This is a genomic window from Paracoccus mutanolyticus (assembly GCF_003285265.1).
Taxonomy (GTDB): Bacteria; Pseudomonadota; Alphaproteobacteria; order Rhodobacterales; family Rhodobacteraceae; genus Paracoccus; species Paracoccus yeei.
This window is the reverse complement of record NZ_CP030239.1, coordinates 1,881,548-1,898,541: the sequence shown is the minus strand read 5'-3', so window position 1 is coordinate 1,898,541 and position 16,994 is coordinate 1,881,548. Positions and strand designations below refer to the sequence as shown.

The 16,994-nt window shown below is 69.0% G+C and carries 12 protein-coding genes and 7 pseudogenes; 18 read left to right on the top strand and 1 reads right to left on the bottom strand.

The genetic code is table 11. From position 1 onward, the window contains the following. Nucleotide 1 precedes the first annotated feature (1 nt). The 11 genes and pseudogenes from DPM13_RS23075 to DPM13_RS20805 form a co-directional block, all read left to right on the top strand. Nucleotides 2–286 (top strand): annotated as a pseudogene (locus tag DPM13_RS23075) (MlaD family protein); the annotation flags it as partial. Nucleotides 287–1,292: 1,006 nt separating this feature from the next. Next, a complete protein-coding gene (locus DPM13_RS10290; protein ID WP_223251943.1) occupies nt 1,293–1,982 on the top strand; it encodes an ABC-type transport auxiliary lipoprotein family protein in 690 nt (229 codons plus the stop codon). 1,579 nt (nt 1,983–3,561) lie between these two features. Next, complete coding sequence (locus DPM13_RS23065; protein ID WP_262983342.1) at nt 3,562–3,882, top strand: sensor histidine kinase; 321 nt, start codon at nt 3,562–3,564, stop codon at nt 3,880–3,882. Between the two features lie 222 nt (nt 3,883–4,104). Then, nucleotides 4,105–4,479, top strand: a pseudogene (locus DPM13_RS26960) (sigma 54-interacting transcriptional regulator); the annotation flags it as partial. 157 nt (nt 4,480–4,636) lie between these two features. Further along, the gene (locus DPM13_RS23055; RefSeq protein ID WP_262983107.1) at nt 4,637–5,206 is read left to right on the top strand and encodes a helix-turn-helix domain-containing protein; all 570 of its coding nucleotides are present in this window, start codon (nt 4,637–4,639) and stop codon (nt 5,204–5,206) included. 181 nt (nt 5,207–5,387) lie between these two features. Then, nucleotides 5,388–5,711: a tripartite tricarboxylate transporter substrate-binding protein gene (locus DPM13_RS25100; protein WP_262983106.1), complete on the top strand. Its 324-nt coding sequence runs from the start codon at nt 5,388–5,390 to the stop codon at nt 5,709–5,711. After that, the gene (locus tag DPM13_RS10275) at nt 5,617–6,363 is read left to right on the top strand and encodes a tripartite tricarboxylate transporter substrate-binding protein (protein ID WP_262983105.1); all 747 of its coding nucleotides are present in this window, start codon (nt 5,617–5,619) and stop codon (nt 6,361–6,363) included. The genes DPM13_RS25100 and DPM13_RS10275 overlap by 95 nt, the downstream gene beginning before the upstream one ends. Before the next feature lie 48 nt (nt 6,364–6,411). After that, nucleotides 6,412–6,783: pseudogene (locus DPM13_RS26020) on the top strand (tripartite tricarboxylate transporter TctB family protein); the annotation flags it as partial. 99 nt (nt 6,784–6,882) lie between these two features. Further along, nucleotides 6,883–8,389: pseudogene (locus tag DPM13_RS10265) on the top strand (tripartite tricarboxylate transporter permease). A gap of 17 nt (nt 8,390–8,406) precedes the next feature. Next, nucleotides 8,407–9,378: a Bug family tripartite tricarboxylate transporter substrate binding protein gene (locus DPM13_RS10260; protein WP_028721225.1), complete on the top strand. Its 972-nt coding sequence runs from the start codon at nt 8,407–8,409 to the stop codon at nt 9,376–9,378. A gap of 516 nt (nt 9,379–9,894) precedes the next feature. Further along, nucleotides 9,895–10,044, top strand: coding sequence for a hypothetical protein (locus DPM13_RS20805; RefSeq protein WP_155992593.1), 150 nt, complete (start codon nt 9,895–9,897; stop codon nt 10,042–10,044). Nucleotides 10,045–10,114: 70 nt separating this feature from the next. Here DPM13_RS20805 and parC read toward each other — a convergent pair whose 3' ends face one another. Continuing rightward, entirely contained in the window at nt 10,115–12,346 is a 2,232-nt protein-coding gene (parC, locus tag DPM13_RS10255; RefSeq protein WP_112888751.1) for a DNA topoisomerase IV subunit A, read from the bottom strand. Between the two features lie 103 nt (nt 12,347–12,449). Between parC and DPM13_RS10250 the strand changes: the two genes are divergently transcribed. From DPM13_RS10250 to DPM13_RS10225, 7 genes and pseudogenes are all read left to right on the top strand, one after another. Next, the gene (locus DPM13_RS10250) at nt 12,450–13,268 is read left to right on the top strand and encodes an SDR family NAD(P)-dependent oxidoreductase (RefSeq protein ID WP_028721227.1); all 819 of its coding nucleotides are present in this window, start codon (nt 12,450–12,452) and stop codon (nt 13,266–13,268) included. 24 nt (nt 13,269–13,292) lie between these two features. Next, nucleotides 13,293–13,493, top strand: a complete 201-nt coding sequence (locus DPM13_RS10245; RefSeq protein ID WP_028721228.1) for a twin transmembrane helix small protein — start codon at nt 13,293–13,295, stop codon at nt 13,491–13,493. Then, nucleotides 13,493–14,046, top strand: a pseudogene (locus tag DPM13_RS10240) (ATP:cob(I)alamin adenosyltransferase). The gene DPM13_RS10245 and the pseudogene DPM13_RS10240 overlap by 1 nt, the downstream one beginning before the upstream one ends. Before the next feature lie 120 nt (nt 14,047–14,166). Further along, nucleotides 14,167–14,488: pseudogene (locus DPM13_RS26955) on the top strand (electron transfer flavoprotein subunit beta/FixA family protein); the annotation flags it as partial. A gap of 124 nt (nt 14,489–14,612) precedes the next feature. Continuing rightward, a pseudogene (locus DPM13_RS26950) lies at nt 14,613–14,927 on the top strand (electron transfer flavoprotein subunit beta/FixA family protein); the annotation flags it as partial. Further along, complete coding sequence (locus tag DPM13_RS10230; RefSeq protein WP_088239233.1) at nt 14,927–15,853, top strand: electron transfer flavoprotein subunit alpha/FixB family protein; 927 nt, start codon at nt 14,927–14,929, stop codon at nt 15,851–15,853. The pseudogene DPM13_RS26950 and the gene DPM13_RS10230, both read left to right, overlap by 1 nt. Nucleotides 15,854–16,067: 214 nt before the next feature. Then, a complete protein-coding gene (locus tag DPM13_RS10225) occupies nt 16,068–16,943 on the top strand; it encodes a 3-hydroxybutyryl-CoA dehydrogenase (protein WP_080621627.1) in 876 nt (291 codons plus the stop codon). Nucleotides 16,944–16,994 lie beyond the last annotated feature (51 nt).

Here is a 16,994-nt window from a genome sequence, read left to right as displayed (position 1 = left end):
GATGGAGACCAAGGCCAATTTCGTCCTGATCGGGGCCTTTACCATCGCCGGTTTCCTGGGGCTGGTGGCCTTTCTGATGTGGTTCGCGAACCTGTCCCTGAACCGGCAGTTCGCCTGGTACGACATCTATTTCCCCGAGGTCTCGGGCCTGGGCCTATCGTCCGAGGTGACCTATGCCGGCCTGACCGTGGGCAAGGTCATCGACATGCAGCTGGCCCAGGGCCAGTCCGGCGCCGTCCGCGTCCGCGTCGAGGTGGCCGAGGACACGCCCGTCCGCACCGACAGCCGCGCCGCCATCGAGATCACCGGCGTCACCGGAACGTCGAACGTGGCGATCACCGCCGGATCGCAGGACGCGGAGCTGCTGCGCGTGGCCCAGCCCGACGGGGTACCGGTGATCCCGGCCAACCGCTCGGCGCTCCAGACCCTGTCGGACCAGGGCCCCGAGATGATTGCCCGCCTGAACACGGTGGCCGAGCAGATGACGCGGCTGCTGGGCCAGGAATATTTCGGCCATGCCCCCCGCGACCTTGTGGCCCGCGTGACCGTCCACAAGGCGCTGGCCGACGTGAAAGGCCTCCGTTCGATCGCCAGCGCCGCCAGCGACATCTGGGCTTCGGCGACCAGCTGGGCAGCCTGGGCGAGGCCGCGCAAAGGACGCTGGGCAATGCCGATACCGCCTTGGCGCAGTTCGACGGTCGGCCAGCGCGCCGAACACCTGCTGGACGCCGGCACTGGCGATGAAGGTGCCGTAGAGATCCTTCAGCTGGCTCATATCCTGCAGGATCGGCCAGAGCTGGATCGCATAGCCGGCCATCAGCCCCTGTCGCGGCTGACCGAGCGGGCCGGCACCACCATGGACCGGCTGGACGCGGCCCTGGCCGTGGGCGAGCGCGCGCTTGCCAGCGCCGAGGGCGCCTTCGGCAGCGCCGACCGGGTGATGAACAGCCAGATCGAGCCGGTCGTCACCGACCTGCGCGCGACGCTGGCGCGCTTCAACGACGCCATCGGCAGCGTGACCGAGGATATTCCCGCGATCACCGCGCGGCTGCGCAATGCCGCCGACAGCGCCGACGCGGCCTTCGTCAGCCTGCGCGGGATGCTGGACGGGGCCCGCGCGCCGGTGCAAAGCTTTGCCCGGGACGGCTTGCCGCAATTCACCCGCCTGGCCAGCGACCTGCGCAATCTGTCGCAGAACCTGAACCAGCTTGTCACCACCCTGCGCCGCAACCCGGCGCAGGTCATCACCGGGCCAAGAACGCCCGAGTTCCGCCGCTGAAGGAGAGGTGCCCGTGACCCTTGCGAGGACGACCCGCCCAAGAACCGCCGCAGCCATTCTGGCGCTGACCCTGGCCCTGCCGGGCTGCGGCGCGCTGTCGGCCCTGTCGGGGGGGCCGGCGCTGGACGTGTTCGAACTGCGCGCCCCCGACGAAACGCCGAAGTCCTGCGGCCGCGGCCGCCGCGCCGAACTGGTGATCGAGGAGCCCAAGGCCCGCGGCACCCTGGATACCGAGCGCATCATGATCCGCCCCAACGCGCTTCAGACCCAGTACCTGCCCGATGCGCAATGGGGCGACACCGTGCCCGTCACGCTGCAGAACCTGCTGGTGCGCAGCTTTTCGCCCTATGACGCCTTCACCCATGTGGGCCGCGCGCCCCTGGGGACCGGCCGGCGATTTCGCCCTGATCAGCGAGATCCGGGACTTCAATGCCGAGGTCGCGGGCAAGGGCGCCATCGTGCGCCTGTCGGTCGATGCCCAGCTGGTGCGCGAAATGGATGCCTCGGTCGCCGCGCGGGGCAGCTTCAGCGCCACCGCCACCGCGTCCAGCACAAGGACCGAGGACCTGATCCCTGCCTTCGATGCCGCCGGGCGCGAACTGCTGGGGCAGATGACGGACTGGGGCCTGCGCGGCGTGGGGGTGAACCCGGCCGCGTGCCGATAAGGCCGCGGCGCGATTGCATGGCCCTCTCCATGCTGTAACATCGCGGCGACGCAAAGCCAGAAGGACGCCCGGCCATGCCGCTCGGACCCGCCCCGCCTGCCGCCGCGCGGGCCTGGGTTCCGGCCCGCCTGGGGCGCCTGACCCCTTGGCTGGCTGGCGCTGTGGCGCTGGCGCTGCTGGTGGGCCTGGGCGGGCGGCTGGCCTTTCAGCACGCGATGGCGCAGGGTCTGGCCCGGGCCGAGGCGGCGTTGCGCCTGACCGTCAACGCGCTGAACGCGGATCTTGCCCGCTATGAGCACACCCCGCAGCTGATCGGCGACCTGGACCTGATCCACCGGCTGGCGGCGGCACCCGGCGATCCGGCGCTGGTCGAGGCGACGAACCGCAAGCTGGCCGAGCTGAACGCCGCGCTGATGGCCTCGGACATCTACCTGATCCGGCCCGATGGCGAGACGATCGCCGCCTCGAACTATCAGGCCGAACTCAGCTTCGTGGGGCAGAACTTCAGCTATCGGCCCTATTTCATCGACGCCATGCGGGGCATGCCGGGGCGGTTCTACGGGGTCGGCACCACCTCGGGGGTGCGGGGCTATTTCTTCTCCGCGCCGGTCAGGGACGCGGCGGGCGCCATCGTCGCCGTGGTCGCGGTCAAGATCGGCGTGGACCGGCTCGAGGCGGGCTGGGCCGGCAGCGACCACGGCGTGCTGGTGACCGACCCCGACGGCACGGCGTTCCTGTCGTCGAACCGCGCCTGGCTTTACCGCAGCCTTTACCCGCTGACGCCGGCGCGGATGGCCCGGACCGAGGCCTCGCGCCGCTATGCCGAAACGCCGCTCAGCGAATTTCCCCATCCGCGCCAGGTCAGCCACGGGGTCGACGTGCTGCGCCTGCCCGACGATCCGGGCAGCCCCGCCAGCCCCGCGCGGGACTATATCATCGCCTCGCAGCCGATGTTCGAGGCGGGCTGGACGGTCCATGTGCTGCTGGACAGCGCCCCCCTGCGGGCCGAGGCACGGCTGGCGCTGGCCAGCCTGGTCCTGCTGCTGGCGGCCGCGACCTGCGGCGCCCTGATGCTGCGCCAGCGCCGCGCCCGCATCGCCGAGCGGCTGGCCGCGACCGAGGAACTGGAACGGCGGGTGACGCAGCGCACCGCCGACCTTGCCCGCGTGAACCGCCAGCTGGAGCAGGAGATCGCCGAGCGCCGCGCGACCGAGGACGAGCTGCGCGCCGCCCAGGCAAGCCTGGTGCAGGTCGGCAAGCTGGCCGCGCTGGGGCAGATGTCGGCCTCGCTGAGCCACGAGATCAACCAGCCGCTGGCCGCGGCGCGCAATTACGCCGACAGCGCCGCCATCCTGATCGAGCGCGGCGATTACGCCCGCGCCCGCGACAACATCGCCGAGATCCTGGCCCTGGTCGATCGCATGGCCGCCATCGGCCGGCACCTGCGCCAGGCCGCGCGAAAGCCCGACGAGGTGCTGGGCGCCGTGGCCCTGGCGCCCCTGCTCGCGAACGCGAACCATCGTCGCCCCGCGCCTGGCCGCCGCCGGCGCGACGCTGGACCTGGACCTGCCGGCCGATCTGCCGGCGTTGCGCGCGGGGCCGACGCGGCTGCAGCAGGTGCTGGTCAACCTGATCGCCAATGCCGCCGACGCGGTCGAGGGACGGGACGACCGCCGCATCACGCTGTCGGCGCGGGCCGCGGGCGGGCATGTCGTGATCGCGGTGCGCGACCGGGGCGCGGGCGTGCCCGACGCCATCGCGGCCCGCATCTTCGACCCGTTCTTCACCACCAAGGGCATCGGCGCGGGGCTGGGCCTGGGCCTGTCGATCACCGCCAACATCGTGCGCGACTTCGGCGGGGACATCAGCGTCCACGACGCCGCCCCCGGCGCCGAGTTCCGCATTGCCCTGCCCATCGCGCTGGAGGCCGCCGCATGATCCCCCGCGTCCTTTTGGTCGACGACGACGACCGGATGCGCAATTCGACCGCGCAGGCGCTGGAACTGGCCGGCTTCGCGGTCGAGCCCCTGGCCTCGGGCGAGGAGGCTCTGGCGCTGGCGGGCCCCGGCTTTGCCGGCGCCGTGGTCAGCGACATCCGATGCCCGGCATGGACGGCATGACCCTGCTGTCGCGCCTGCACGAGATCGCGCCGAGCTTCCCGTGATCCTGGTCACCGGCCATGCCGAGGTGCCGCTGGCGGTCGAGGCGATCCGCGGCGGCGCCTATGACTTCATCGAAAAGCCCTTCGTGGTGCAGGAACTGGCGACCGTGATCCGCCGCGCCGTCGATCATCGCGGGCTGGTCCTGGCGAACCGCCGCCTGCGCGCCGTCGCCGGCAAGCGCGACGATCTCGAGGCCCGGCTGCCCGGGCGCACGCCGGTCATGGTCGACCTGCGCCACCGGCTGCGCGCCATCGGCGCCTCGGACGCGGATGCGCTGATCATCGGCCCCACCGGCGCGGGAAAAGAGGTCGTGGCCCGCGCTCTTCACGACATGTCGCCGCGCGCGGGCCATCCCTTCATCGCCATCAACTGCGCGGCCCTGCCCCAGGCGCTGATCGAATCCGAACTGTTCGGGCATGGGCCGGCGCCTTTCCCGGCGCGCTGCGGCCACGCTATGGCAAGTCTGCGGATGCCCAGGCCGTGCGGGCGCTTCTGGTCGGCCGCAAGCTGCTGCAGGCCAAGCTGCGCGAGTGCTCAGGAACGCGGCATCTGCCGGCTACGGCTCGAACGACCCGGTGGCGCTGGACGTCCGCTTCATCGCCACCTCGAAGACAGACCTGGCCGATCTGGTCCGGCACGGCGCGTTCCGCGAGGACCTGTACTGGCGGCTGAACGTCGCCGTGCTGCACGTCCCGCCCGTGTCCGCCCGGCGCGAGGACATTCCCCTGCTGTTCCTGCAGCTGGTCCGCGAATCCGCCGCCCGCCATTCCGTGCCCGAACGCGACGTGCCGCCGGCCCTCCTGTCGGGCCTTGCGGCGCGGGACTGGCCGGGCAACGTGCGGGAACTGCGCAACCTGGCCGAACGCGTCGTGCTGGGGCTGGAAGGGACCGAGACGCCGCAGGCGGACGGCGCCCGACTGGCCGAACGGGTCGCGGCCTTTGAACGCAGCCTGATCGCGGGCGCCATCGCCGCCCATGGCGGACGGCTGCGCGCGGTCTATGAAACGCTGGGGATCTCGCGCAAGACGCTGTACGAAAAGATGCAGAAATACGGGCTGGACCGGCGGCTGATCGTCGAGGCGCCCGAAGACATGGGGTGAATGGGTGGATTTCCACCCACGCCACCGGCAGGCCGTCACCCTTTCCACCCGTTTTCCCGCGAGAACCCGCAGCCGCCCCCCGGCTTGGGCGATTTTGCATTTGTCGGCCCGCGCCCGCGCGCGCAACCTGCCCTGCAGCGGCCGCAGGGGAGTGCGGCCCAAACCCCAGGGAGAGGAACTCATGGCATACCCGAGGATCGTCGCCGCCCTTGCGGCGGCGCTAAGCCTGACCGGCGCGGCCCAGGCGCAGGATTATCCCAACCGCCAGATCACCATGGTGGTGCCGTTTTCGGCCGGCGGGCCGACCGACACCGTGGCCCGGCTGGTCGCGGAAAAGATGTCGTCCGACCTGGGCCAGCAGATCGTCGTGGAAAACGTCGGCGGCGCCGGCGGCACGCTGGGCGCGGGCAATGTCGCCAAGGCCGAGCCCGACGGCTATACCGTGCTTCTGCACCACATCGGCATGGCGACCTGCGGCCACGCTTTACCGCAAGCTGGCCTATGACCCGCTGACGGCCTTCGACTATGTGGGGCTTGTGACCGAGGTGCCGATGGTCGTCGTCGCCCGCAAGGACTTCGAGCCGGCGGATTTCAAGGGCTTCACCGAATACGTCAAGGCGAACGCCGACAAGCTGACGCTGGCGAACGCGGGCATCGGCTCGGCCAGCCATCTGTGCGGGATGCTGCTGATGCAGGCGCTGGAGGCGCCCTTGGTGACCGTTCCCTACAAGGGCACCGGCCCGGCGATGACCGACCTGCTGGGCGGGCAGACCGACATCATGTGCGACCAGACCACCAACACCACCCAGCAGATCAAGGGCGGCACGATCAAGGCCTATGCCACCACCACGGCCGAGCGCCTGCCGCTGTTCCCCGACCTGCCGACGGCGACCGAAGCCGGCCTGCCGGCGCTGCAGGTGGGCATCTGGCACGGCATCTATACGCCCAAGGGCACGCCCGCCGAAGTGAACGAGCGCCTGTCGCAATCGCTGCAGAAGGCCCTGGCCGACGAAGGCGTCTCCAAGGCCATGGCCGATCTGGGCACCGCGCCCGAGCCGGCCGAGAACGCCACCCCCGCCGCGCTGAAGGCCAAGCTTGAATCCGAGATCGCGCGCTGGAAGCCGGTGATCGAATCCGCCGGGGTCTATGCCGACTGATGAAGGGCCCCGCGCGGTGCGGGGCCGCTTTCCGAACAAGGGGGGACCATGTCCACGAAACCCAAGGATTCGACCGATCTTGCGGCCGGCCTGCTGCTGATGGCCATCGCCGCCTTCTTCGGCTGGCAGACGCTGGATCTGGAAATCGGCACATCGCTGCGCATGGGCCCGGGCTATTTCCCGATGGTGCTGTCGGGGCTGCTGTTCGTGCTGGGCGCGCTGGTCACGCTGAAGGCCTTCGGCCGCGAAGGCGAACCCTTTGGCAAGATCGCCTGGCGGGGGCTCGTCTTCATCCTGCCGGCGCCGGTGTTCTTCGGGCTGACGGTGCGGGGCCTGGGCTTTGTCCCGGCGCTGTTCATCACCACGCTGATCGCGTCCCAGGCCTCGGTCAGGATGCGGCCGCTGCCGGCGCTGGTGCTGGCGGTCGCCGTCACCATCCTGTCGACGCTGATCTTCAGCTATGGCCTTGGGCTGCCGTTCCGGCGCTTCGGCCCCTGGTGCCGCTGTAAGGGGGCGCACATGGACCTGCTAACCAACCTCGCCATGGGTTTTCGGTTGCCTCGTCGCGGCGAACCTGGCCTTCTGCCTGATCGGCGTGATCCTCGGCACGCTGATCGGCGTGCTGCCGGGCATCGGCGCCACCGCGACCATCGCCATGCTGCTGCCGATCACCTTCCAGCTTGAGCCGGTCAGTTCGCTCATCATGCTGGCGGGCATCTATTACGGCGCGCAATACGGCGGCTCGACTACGGCGATCCTGATCAACATGCCGGGCGAAAGCTCGTCGGCCGTGACCGCGATCGACGGCTATCAGATGGCGCGCAAGGGCCGGGCCGGGACGGCGCTGGCGGTGGCCGCGCTGGGGTCGTTCTTTGCCGGCACCGTCGCGACCTTCCTGGTGGCGATCTTTGCCCCGCCGCTGACCGCGGTCGCGCTGAAATTCGGCGCGGCTGAATATTTCAGCCTGATGGTGCTGGGCCTGGTCATGTCGGTCGCGCTGGCGCATGGCTCGGTCTTGAAGGCGCTGGCGATGGTGGTGCTGGGCCTCTTGCTGGGCATGGTCGGCACCGACATCTATACCGGCACGCCGCGCTTTACCCTGGGCATCACGGAATACGCCGACGGGCTGAACTTCGTCGCGCTGGCCGTGGGCGTCTTCGGCATCGCCGAGATCCTGCGCAACCTCGAGGACGAGCATGACCGCGAGGTGATGACGAAAAGCATCAACCGCCTGCTGCCGACCGGGGCCGAACTCAGGCAGATGATCGGCCCGGTGCTGCGCGGCACGGGCGTCGGCTCGGTCCTGGGCATCCTGCCGGGCGGCGGCGCGATCCTGGCCAGCTTCGCCAGCTACACGGTGGAAAAGAAGCTGTCGAAACACCCCGAGGAGTTCGGCAAGGGCGCGCTGGCCGGCGTCGCCGGGCCGGAAAGCGCCAACAACGCCGGCGCGCAGACCAGCTTCATCCCGCTTCTGACCCTGGGCATCCCGGCGAACCCGGTCATGGCGCTGATGATCGGCGCAATGATCATACAGGGCATCGTGCCGGGGCCGAACGTGGTCAGCGAACAGCCGCAGCTGTTCTGGGGCATCATCGCGTCGATGTGGATCGGCAACCTGATGCTGGTCGTGTTGAACCTGCCCTTGATCGGGCTGTGGGTGCGGCTGCTGACCGTGCCCTATTTCGTCCTGTTCCCGATCATCATGGCGATGTGCTCGATCGGGGTCTATTCGGTGGCAACGAACACCTTCGACCTGTTCGCCGTCGCCGGCTTCGGGCTTCTGGGCTATGTCATGTCCAAGCTGCGCTGCGAACCGGCACCGCTGCTCCTGGGCTTTGTCCTAGGCCCGCTGCTGGAAGAAAACCTGCGTCGCGCCATGATCCTGTCGCGCGGCGATCCCTCGACCTTCATCACCCGCCCGATCAGCCTGGCGCTGCTGCTGATGGCCGCCGCCGTGCTGGTGCTGGTGTTCCTGCCGCAGATCCGCCGGCGCCGGGACGAGGTCTTTACCGAAAGCGATGCATGATAATGGGAGGCATAGACATGACACCATCCATCACCCGCAGGCTCCTGCTGGGCGCCGCCATGGCGCTGGGGCTGGCCGGCGCCGCCGCCGCCGAATTTCCCGAACGCCAGGTCACGCTGGTCATCCCCTTCGCCGCCGGAGGCTCGACCGATGTCGTGGGCCGCATCGTCGCCGACCGGATGAGCCGCGACCTGGGCCAGCAGGTCGTGGTCCAGAACGTGGGCGGCGCCGGCGGCTCCCTGGGCGCGCAACAGGTCGCCAAGGCCGACCCGGACGGCTACACGATCCTGATGGCCACGGTCGCCACGCATGCGCTGAACCCGCTGATCCTCAAGCAGAAACCCTATGACCCGGTGGCGGATTTCGCCCCCGTGTCGCTGCTGGTCCTGGTGCCCAACGTGCTGGCGGTGAACCCCGAACTGCCGGTCAACAGTGTGCAGGAACTGATCGACCTGGCCAAGAAGGAACCCGGCACGCTGGCCTATGCCTCGTCCGGGAACGGAACGCCGCTCCACCTGTCGGGCGAGCTTTTCAAGTCGATGGCGGGGGTCGATCTGACCCATATCCCCTACAAGGGCTCGGGCCCGGCGCTGACCGACGTCCTGGGCAACCAGGTGCCGATCATCTTCGACAACCTGCCCTCGGCCTCCAGCCACATCGCCTCGGGCAAGCTCAGGGCGCTTGGCGTGACCACCGCCGAACGCGCGCCCAGCTTCCCCGACGTGCCTGCCATCGCCGAAACCCTGCCGGGCTATGAAACCTATACCTGGAACGCGCTTTTCGCCCCGGCGGGCACTCCGCCCGAGGCGGTCGCCCGGCTGAACGCCGCCGCCCGCGCCGCCATGGCCGACCCCGAGGTCGTCAAGCGCATGGCGGATTTCTCGGCCACCATCGTCGCCTCCTCGCCCGAGGAACTGGCCGAGCACGTCAAGGCCGAGATGGCGAAATGGGAGCCGGTCGTCCGCGACGCGAACGTCAGCCTGGACTGAAGGCAAGGCCCAGGGCTTCTTTCGTGCACAAATATCCTCGGGGGAGCATGCGATACGCCCCCCGGGGCGAATTGCATGCCGGGGGGCAGACAGCCCCCCGCGCCACGCCGCAGCCGGTGGATCGCCTGTCCGCAGCGCGCCACGCCTTTTTGTCGGAAAAAGACCGCCGTTCCTGTCTGCGCGGAGGGAGGAGAGACGCGACAGGAACGGCGGTTGCCATGAAGAACCCCGTGCGGCCCGGGGTGGCGGGGATGCGGGCCCCGTCCCCTTCAGGTTGCGCCGCAATGCGGCATCGGGCAATCGCAATCCGTTCTGCACCCGCATCCATGCGGCCCCTGCCTTTTTCCGCGCCAGCCGGCCACGCAGGCGATGAAAAAAGCGGATGCGCCTGGCCCTCGGGGGCCCGTCGGCGCCGACATGCAAACGGATGCGTGATCGCCGCCGGCCTCGATTGAACGAATCACCCCTGCATGCAAGGCTGGACCCAGGACCAACGATCCAAGGAGAACTGACGCGATGATTGCCAAGACCCTCGCCGTTGCCCTTGCCCTGTCGGCGGCCGCGGCGCCTGCCTTTGCCGATTGCGCGGGGCACAAGATGAAAACCGACACCTCGGCCCAGACCACGCCGCAACAACCCGTGGTGCGGCCCACGACCAGCAGCTAGGGGTCGGTCACGACATTTCCGAAACGGGCGGGACATGTCCCGCCCGTTTCAGTTGAACCGCCCGCTCTTCTCAGTTGAACCGGTTGTCACGGGGAAAGCCGCGCGGCGCCATGTAGCCCGTCCCCGCGCGCTTCCCCAGCCAGGGGGTCAGGTCGGGTTCGGTGCGGGTGCGGCCGCCCGACTCCTGCCAGCGCAGGCCGTCGGCCAGGGTGATGCAGATCGCATCCGACAGCCCGCCGTCCTTGTATTTCTGCAGCCGCACGCCCTTGCCACGACCCATCTCGGGCAGTTCGGACAGGGCAAAGACCAGCAGCTTCCGGTTCTCGCCCACGACGGCGACATGATCGCCGCTGACGGGCCGGCACAGCACCGCCTCGCCGTTCAGGACCTGCTTGCCGGCGCGGGTCTGCGCCAGGATGTCGCCCGCCGGCACCACGAACCCGTCCCCGGCCTTCGAGGCGACCAGGTAGCGCGCGCCCTCGCGCCAGGGGAACATGGCGATCACCGGCGCGTCGTTCGGCAGGTCGATCATCAGCCGCACCGGCTCGCCCATGCCGCGCCCGCCGGGCAGGTTGCTGGCCGGCAGGGTATAGAACCGCCCATTGCCGGCAAAGAGCATCAGCTTGTCCGTAGTCTCGGCGTGCAGCGCCATGAAGGGCCCGTCGCCGTCCTTGAACTTGACCTCGGCGTCCAGCGGCTGATGGCCCTTCATCGCGCGGATCCAGCCCATTTTCGACAGGATCACGGTGATCGGCTCGCGCTCGATCATCGAATCCATGTCGATCTCGGCGGTCTCGCCGGCCTCGCCGATCTCGGTGCGGCGCTGCCCGCCCGGGGCGGACTTGCCGAACTTGCCCCGCGTCTCGCGCAGCTCCTGCGCGATGCGGCCCCATTGCGCGGCCGGATCGGCCAGCATGGCGACAAGCCCCGCCCGCTCCTCGGTCAGCTTGCCGTGCTCGGTGCGCAGCTCGATTTCCTCAAGCTTGCGCAGGGCGCGCAGGCGCATGTTCAGGATCGCCTCGACCTGCACCTCGGTCAGGCGGAACTCGGCCATCAGGACGGATTTCGGATCGTCCTCGTGCCGGATGATCTCGATCACCCGGTCCAGGTTCAGGAAGGCGATCATGTAGCCTTCTAGCACCTCGAGCCGGGCCGCGATCTTTTCCAGCCGATGATTGCTGCGGCGCACCAGCACCTCGCGCCGGTGGTCGAGAAAGGCGCGCAGCACCTCCTTCAGCGAACAGACCTTGGGCACGCGGCCGTCGATCAGCACGTTCATGTTCATCCCGAACCGCACCTCGAGGTCCGAGACACGGAACAGCGCCCCCATCAGCTGATCGGGATCGACGTTGCGGGCGCGGGGCTCCAGCACGATGCGCACGTCCTCGGCCGATTCGTCGCGGACATCGGCCAGGATCGGCACCTTCTTCAGCTGGATCAGCTCGGCCAGGCGCTCGATCAGCTTGGATTTCTGCACCTGATAGGGAATTTCGGTGACGACGATCTGCCAGATGCCGCGGCCCAGGTCCTCGACCGACCAGCGGGCGCGCAGGCGCAGGCTGCCACGCCCGGTGCGGTAAGCCTCGGCGATGGTCTCGCGGCTTTCGACCAGAACGCCGCCGGTCGGAAAATCCGGACCCGGGATGATCGAAACCAGCGTCTCGTCGCGGGCATCGGGCGACTTGATCAGGTGCAGGCAGGCGTCGATCACCTCGTGCAGGTTGTGGGGCGGCACGTTCGTCGCCATGCCGACCGCGATGCCGCTGGCGCCGTTGCACAAGAGGTTCGGAAAGGCCGCGGGCAGGACGACCGGCTCTTCCAGCGTGCCGTCGTAGTTCGGGCGGAAATCGACCGCGTTCTCGGCCAGCCCCTCCATCAGCGCCTCGGCCGTGGCGGTCAGGCGCGCCTCGGTATAGCGGCTGGCGGCGGGCCCGTCGCCGTCGATGTTGCCATAGTTCCCCTGCCCGTCGACCAGCGGATAGCGCATCGCGAAGGGCTGCGCGAGACGCGCCATGGCGTCATAGATCGCGGCGTCGCCATGCGGGTGATAGTTGCCCATCACGTCGCCGGTGATCTTGGCCGATTTCCGGAACGCCCCCGTCGGCGACAGCCGCAATTCCCGCATCGCATACAGGATGCGGCGGTGCACCGGCTTCAGCCCGTCGCGGGCGTCGGGCAGCGCCCGGTGCATGATCGTGGACAGCGCATAGGTCAGGTAGCGCTCGCCGATGGCGCGCGACAGCGGTTCGGAAACGGTCTGATCGGGCTGGGCCGGATCGGTGGTGTTCGGATCGTCGGACATGCACGCCTGAATAGGCCCCGGCCGCGCCCCGGTCCAGCCGGAAATGTGCGTCTTGCGCGGCCCGCTGCCATGCCCCAGAACCTGCCGAAAACGGAGGCTTTCGATGAAGACCGTGCTGATCACCGGCTGTTCCTCGGGCATCGGGCTGGATGCGGCGCGCCTGATGCAGGCGCGCGGCTGGCGGGTGATCGCGACCTGCCGGCGCGGCGACGACCTGGACGCCCGCCGCGCCGAGGGGATGGAGGCGATCCACCTGGAGCTGGCCGACGAGGGCAGCACCGCCCGCGCCGCCGCCCAGGCGCTGGCGCTGGGGCGGATCGACGCTCTGGTCAACAATGCCGCCTTCGCCATCCCCGGCGCGGTCGAGGACCTGCCCCGCGGCGCCCTGCGCGCCATCTTCGAGGCGAACCTGTTCGGTACCCACGACCTGACCCGGCGGCTGATCCCGCATTTCCGCCAGCACGGCGGGCGGGTGATCAATGTCTCGTCCGTCCTGGGTCTGGTCGGCGTGCCCTGGCGGGGTGCCTATGTCGCGACCAAGTTCGCGATGGAGGGGCTGACCGACGTGCTGCGCATCGAGATGGCCGGCACCCCGGTCAAGGTGGTGCTGATCGAACCCGGCCCCATCGCGACCCGGATCCGCGCCAACTCCATCCCGCATTTCGAACGCTGGATCGACTGGGAAAACAGCCCACGCGCCGAGCAGTACCGCCGCAGCCTGCTCCGCCGGCTCTATCAGCCTGCCGCGCGCAAGGACCGCTTCGAACTGCCGCCCCGCGCGGTCAGCGAAAGGATCGCCCATGCGCTCGAGGCGGCGAATCCGCGCCCGCGCTATTATGTCACGGTGCCCACGCGCATTTCGGGGATCGCGCGGCGGCTTCTGCCCACGCGCGGTCTGGACTGGGTGACGCGCCGGGGCTAGGCTGGCCGGCGGAAGGGGCCCTTCATGCGCGACGACCCGCTGTTCTACCTGCTTGCCCTGTGCTGCCTTGCGGTGGTGGCCATCCTGGCCACCGGGATCGGCGGCTTTGCCCGGGGCGGCGAATTCAACCGCAAGCACGGCAACCGGCTGATGCGCTGGCGCATCATCGCCCAGGCCGTGGCCATCGCGGTGTTCCTGTTCTACCTCTGGATGCGGAGCGGCTGATGGTCGTCCTGAACAAGATCTATACCCGCACCGGCGACAAGGGCGACACCGCGCTGTCGAACGGCGAGCGCGTGCGCAAGGACAGCCTGCGGGTCGAGGCCTATGGCGCCGTGGACGAGTTGAACGCCACGCTGGGCCTGGCGCGGCTTTACGCGACCGGCCCCCTGGCCGACCGGATCGCAACGATCCAGAACGACCTGTTCGACCTTGGGGCCGACCTGTCGCGTCCCAGGATGCACGAGGATGCCGAGGCCCCGTACCCGGTGCTGCGCATCATCGCACGGACAGGTGCCGTAACGCATCAAGGGGATGACGTCCGACGGCGGCAGATGAAGCGGCAATATGCCCGGCGGGACGCCTGAACCTTTTGGGATTGTCTGCCCGCGCGCATGAAGCCAAGTCGGCACGGGCAGTGTGTCTGAACCCGGTTGGGCCTCAAACAGGCGGCTGTGAAATCCTGAACCGCCTGTCCGACTGGCTGTTCGTCGCGGGCCGGGTTGCCAATGAAAACGGCGCCCGGGACGTGCTCTGGGTGCCCGGGGCAAGCCGTTAGCGACAACAGGACAGGATCGCCGCGTTACGACGCAATCCTGTCGTTTTTAATCTGTTACAAGGCGGGGCGGACCGCTAACAAACTGACCGAACAGGTGGCAAAACCAAAGGGGAGAGGCCGATGAAGGTTCTCGTGCCGGTAAAGCGGGTTATTGACTACAACGTGAAGGCTCGGGTTCGGAGCGACGGGTCTGGGGTTGACCTTGCGAATGTGAAGATGTCGATGAACCCGTTCGACGAGATCGCGGTCGAGGAGGCGATCCGGCTGAAGGAGGCCGGCAAGGCCGATGAGGTGATCGCGGTCTCGATCGGCGTGAAGCAGGCCCAGGAAACGCTGCGCACGGCGCTGGCGATGGGCGCGGACCGGGCCATTCTCGTCACTGCTGCGGATGACGTGCACCAGGACATCGAGCCCTTGGCGGTGGCCAAGATCCTGGCCGCGGTCGCCATGGCCGAGGGCGCCGGGCTGGTCCTTGGCGCGCGGGTGCCGGTGATCCTGAACTCGCGCTCGGACAGCCCGATGTCGCGGCTGGCCTCCTGCGCGGTGGCGGTCCTGCACCACGCCTCGAAGCACGAGATGAGGGAGCCAAGGCCAAGGTGACGCGCGAGGTCGACGGCGGCCTGCAGACCATCGAGGTCGGCCTGCCCGCGGTCGTGACCGCCGACCTGCGGCTGAACGAGCCGCGCTATGCGTCGCTGCCGAACATCATGAAGGCCAAGAAGAAGCCCCTGGAGGAGAAGACCCCGGCCGATTACGGGGTCGAGGTCGCGCCGCGGCTCGAGGTGGTCTCGGTGCGCGAGCCCGAGGGCCGCAAGGCCGGCATCAAGGTGGGATCGGTCGACGAGCTGGTCGGCAAGTTGAAAGAAGCGGGGGTGATCTGATGGCTGTTCTGATCCTGGGGGAAGTCACCGACGGCGCGCTGAACCTGGACGCGACCGCGAAGGCGGTGGGCGCGGTCCGGGCTTTGGGCGAGGTGACGGTTCTGGTGGCGGGCGCGCAGGCCCGCGCCGCCGCCGCCGAGGCGGCCAAGATCGCCGGCGTGGCGAAGGTGCTGGTGGCCGAAAGCCCGCTTTACGGCCACCGCCTGGCCGAGCCGACGGCGGCGCTGATCGTGTCGCTGGCCGGCGACTACAGCCATATCGCGGCGCCGGCGACGACGGATGCCAAGAACGTGCTGCCGCGCGTCGCGGCGCTTCTGGACGTGATGGTCCTGTCGGAGGTCTCGAAGGTGATCGACGAGGGCACGTTCGAGCGCCCGATCTATGCCGGCAACGCGATCCAGACGGTGCGCTCGAAGGATGCGACCAAGGTCTTCACGCTGCGCACGGCAAGCTTCGAGGCGGCGCCCGGCGGCGGCTCGGCGGCGATCGCCGAGGCGGCGGCCGCGGCCGATCCGGGGCTGTCGTCCTGGGTCGCCGACGAGGTGGCCGAGAGCGACCGTCCCGAACTGACAAGCGCGAAACGCGTGGTCTCGGGCGGCCGGGCGCTGGGGTCGAAGGAGAGCTTCGCGATCATCGAGCAGCTCGCCGACAAGCTGGGCGCGGCGGTCGGCGCGTCGCGCGCGGCGGTCGACAGTGGCTATGCGCCGAACGACTGGCAGGTCGGGCAGACCGGCAAGGTGGTGGCGCCCGAGCTTTACGTGGCCGTGGGCATCTCGGGCGCGATCCAGCACCTGGCGGGGATGAAGGATTCGAAGGTGATCGTCGCCATCAACAAGGACGAGGAGGCCCCCATCTTCCAGGTCGCCGACTACGGCCTCGTCGGTGACCTCTTCACCGTGGTGCCAGAGCTCACAGGAAAGCTCTGAGCGCTTCACCGTCTGCGCAAATACCCCGGTGGGCGCGTCCCCGAGGCCCCGTCGAGGGGCCACGGGGCCGCGGGGGGCAGAGCCCCCCGGCCACCCCACGCAACGCGCCGGCCCAGCCCCGAACCGAAACCGCCCCCGCAAAAGGGGCGGTTTTGCATTGAATGATCCCCGGGCTTGCGCCATCGTCCCCTGCAAAGGTCAAAGGGGTGAAAACATGGCGATTCAATCGGTAGGCATCGTCGGCGCGGGCCAGATGGGCAATGGGATCGCGCATGTCTTTGCGCTGGCCGGCTATGACGTGCTGATGACCGATATCTCGCGCGAGGCGCTGGACAAGGCGGTCGCGCTGGTCGACCGGAACCTGTCGCGCCAGGCCAGCCGGGGCAAGATCTCGGACCAGGACAGGGACGCGGCGCTTGGCCGCATCAGGACCACGCTGCAACTCTCCGACCTCGGCCAGTGCGATCTGATCATCGAGGCCGCGACCGAGCGCGAGACCGTCAAGCAGGCGATCTTCGAGGACCTGCTGCCGCATCTGAAACCCGAGACGATCCTGGCCTCGAACACCTCCTCGATCTCGATCACGCGGCTTGCCAGCCGCACCGACCGGCCGGAACGCTTCATCGGCGTGCACTTCATGAACCCGGTGCCGGTCATGCAGCTGGTCGAGCTGATCCGCGGCATCGCCACCGACGAGGCGACCTACAAGCAGCTGCTGGAGGTGGTCGAGAAGATCGGCAAGACCGCCGCCAGCGCCGAGGATTTTCCCGCCTTCATCGTCAACCGCGTGCTGATCCCGATGATCAACGAGGCGGTCTATGTGCTGTACGAAGGCGTGGGCAGCGTCCGGTCCATCGACGAATCGATGAAGCTCGGGGCAAACCACCCGATGGGTCCGCTGGAACTGGCCGATTTCATCGGGCTGGACACCTGCCTTGCGATCATGAACGTGCTGCACGACGGGCTGGCCGACACCAAGTATCGCCCCTGCCCGCTGCTGGTCAAATATGTCGAGGCGGGCTGGCTGGGCCGCAAGACCGGCCGCGGCTTCTATGACTATTCGGGCGAGACGCCGGTTCCCACGCGCTAGACCAGGACCGGGCGGCCGGGGCTCTGCCCCGGACCCCGGGGTACTTCGGAA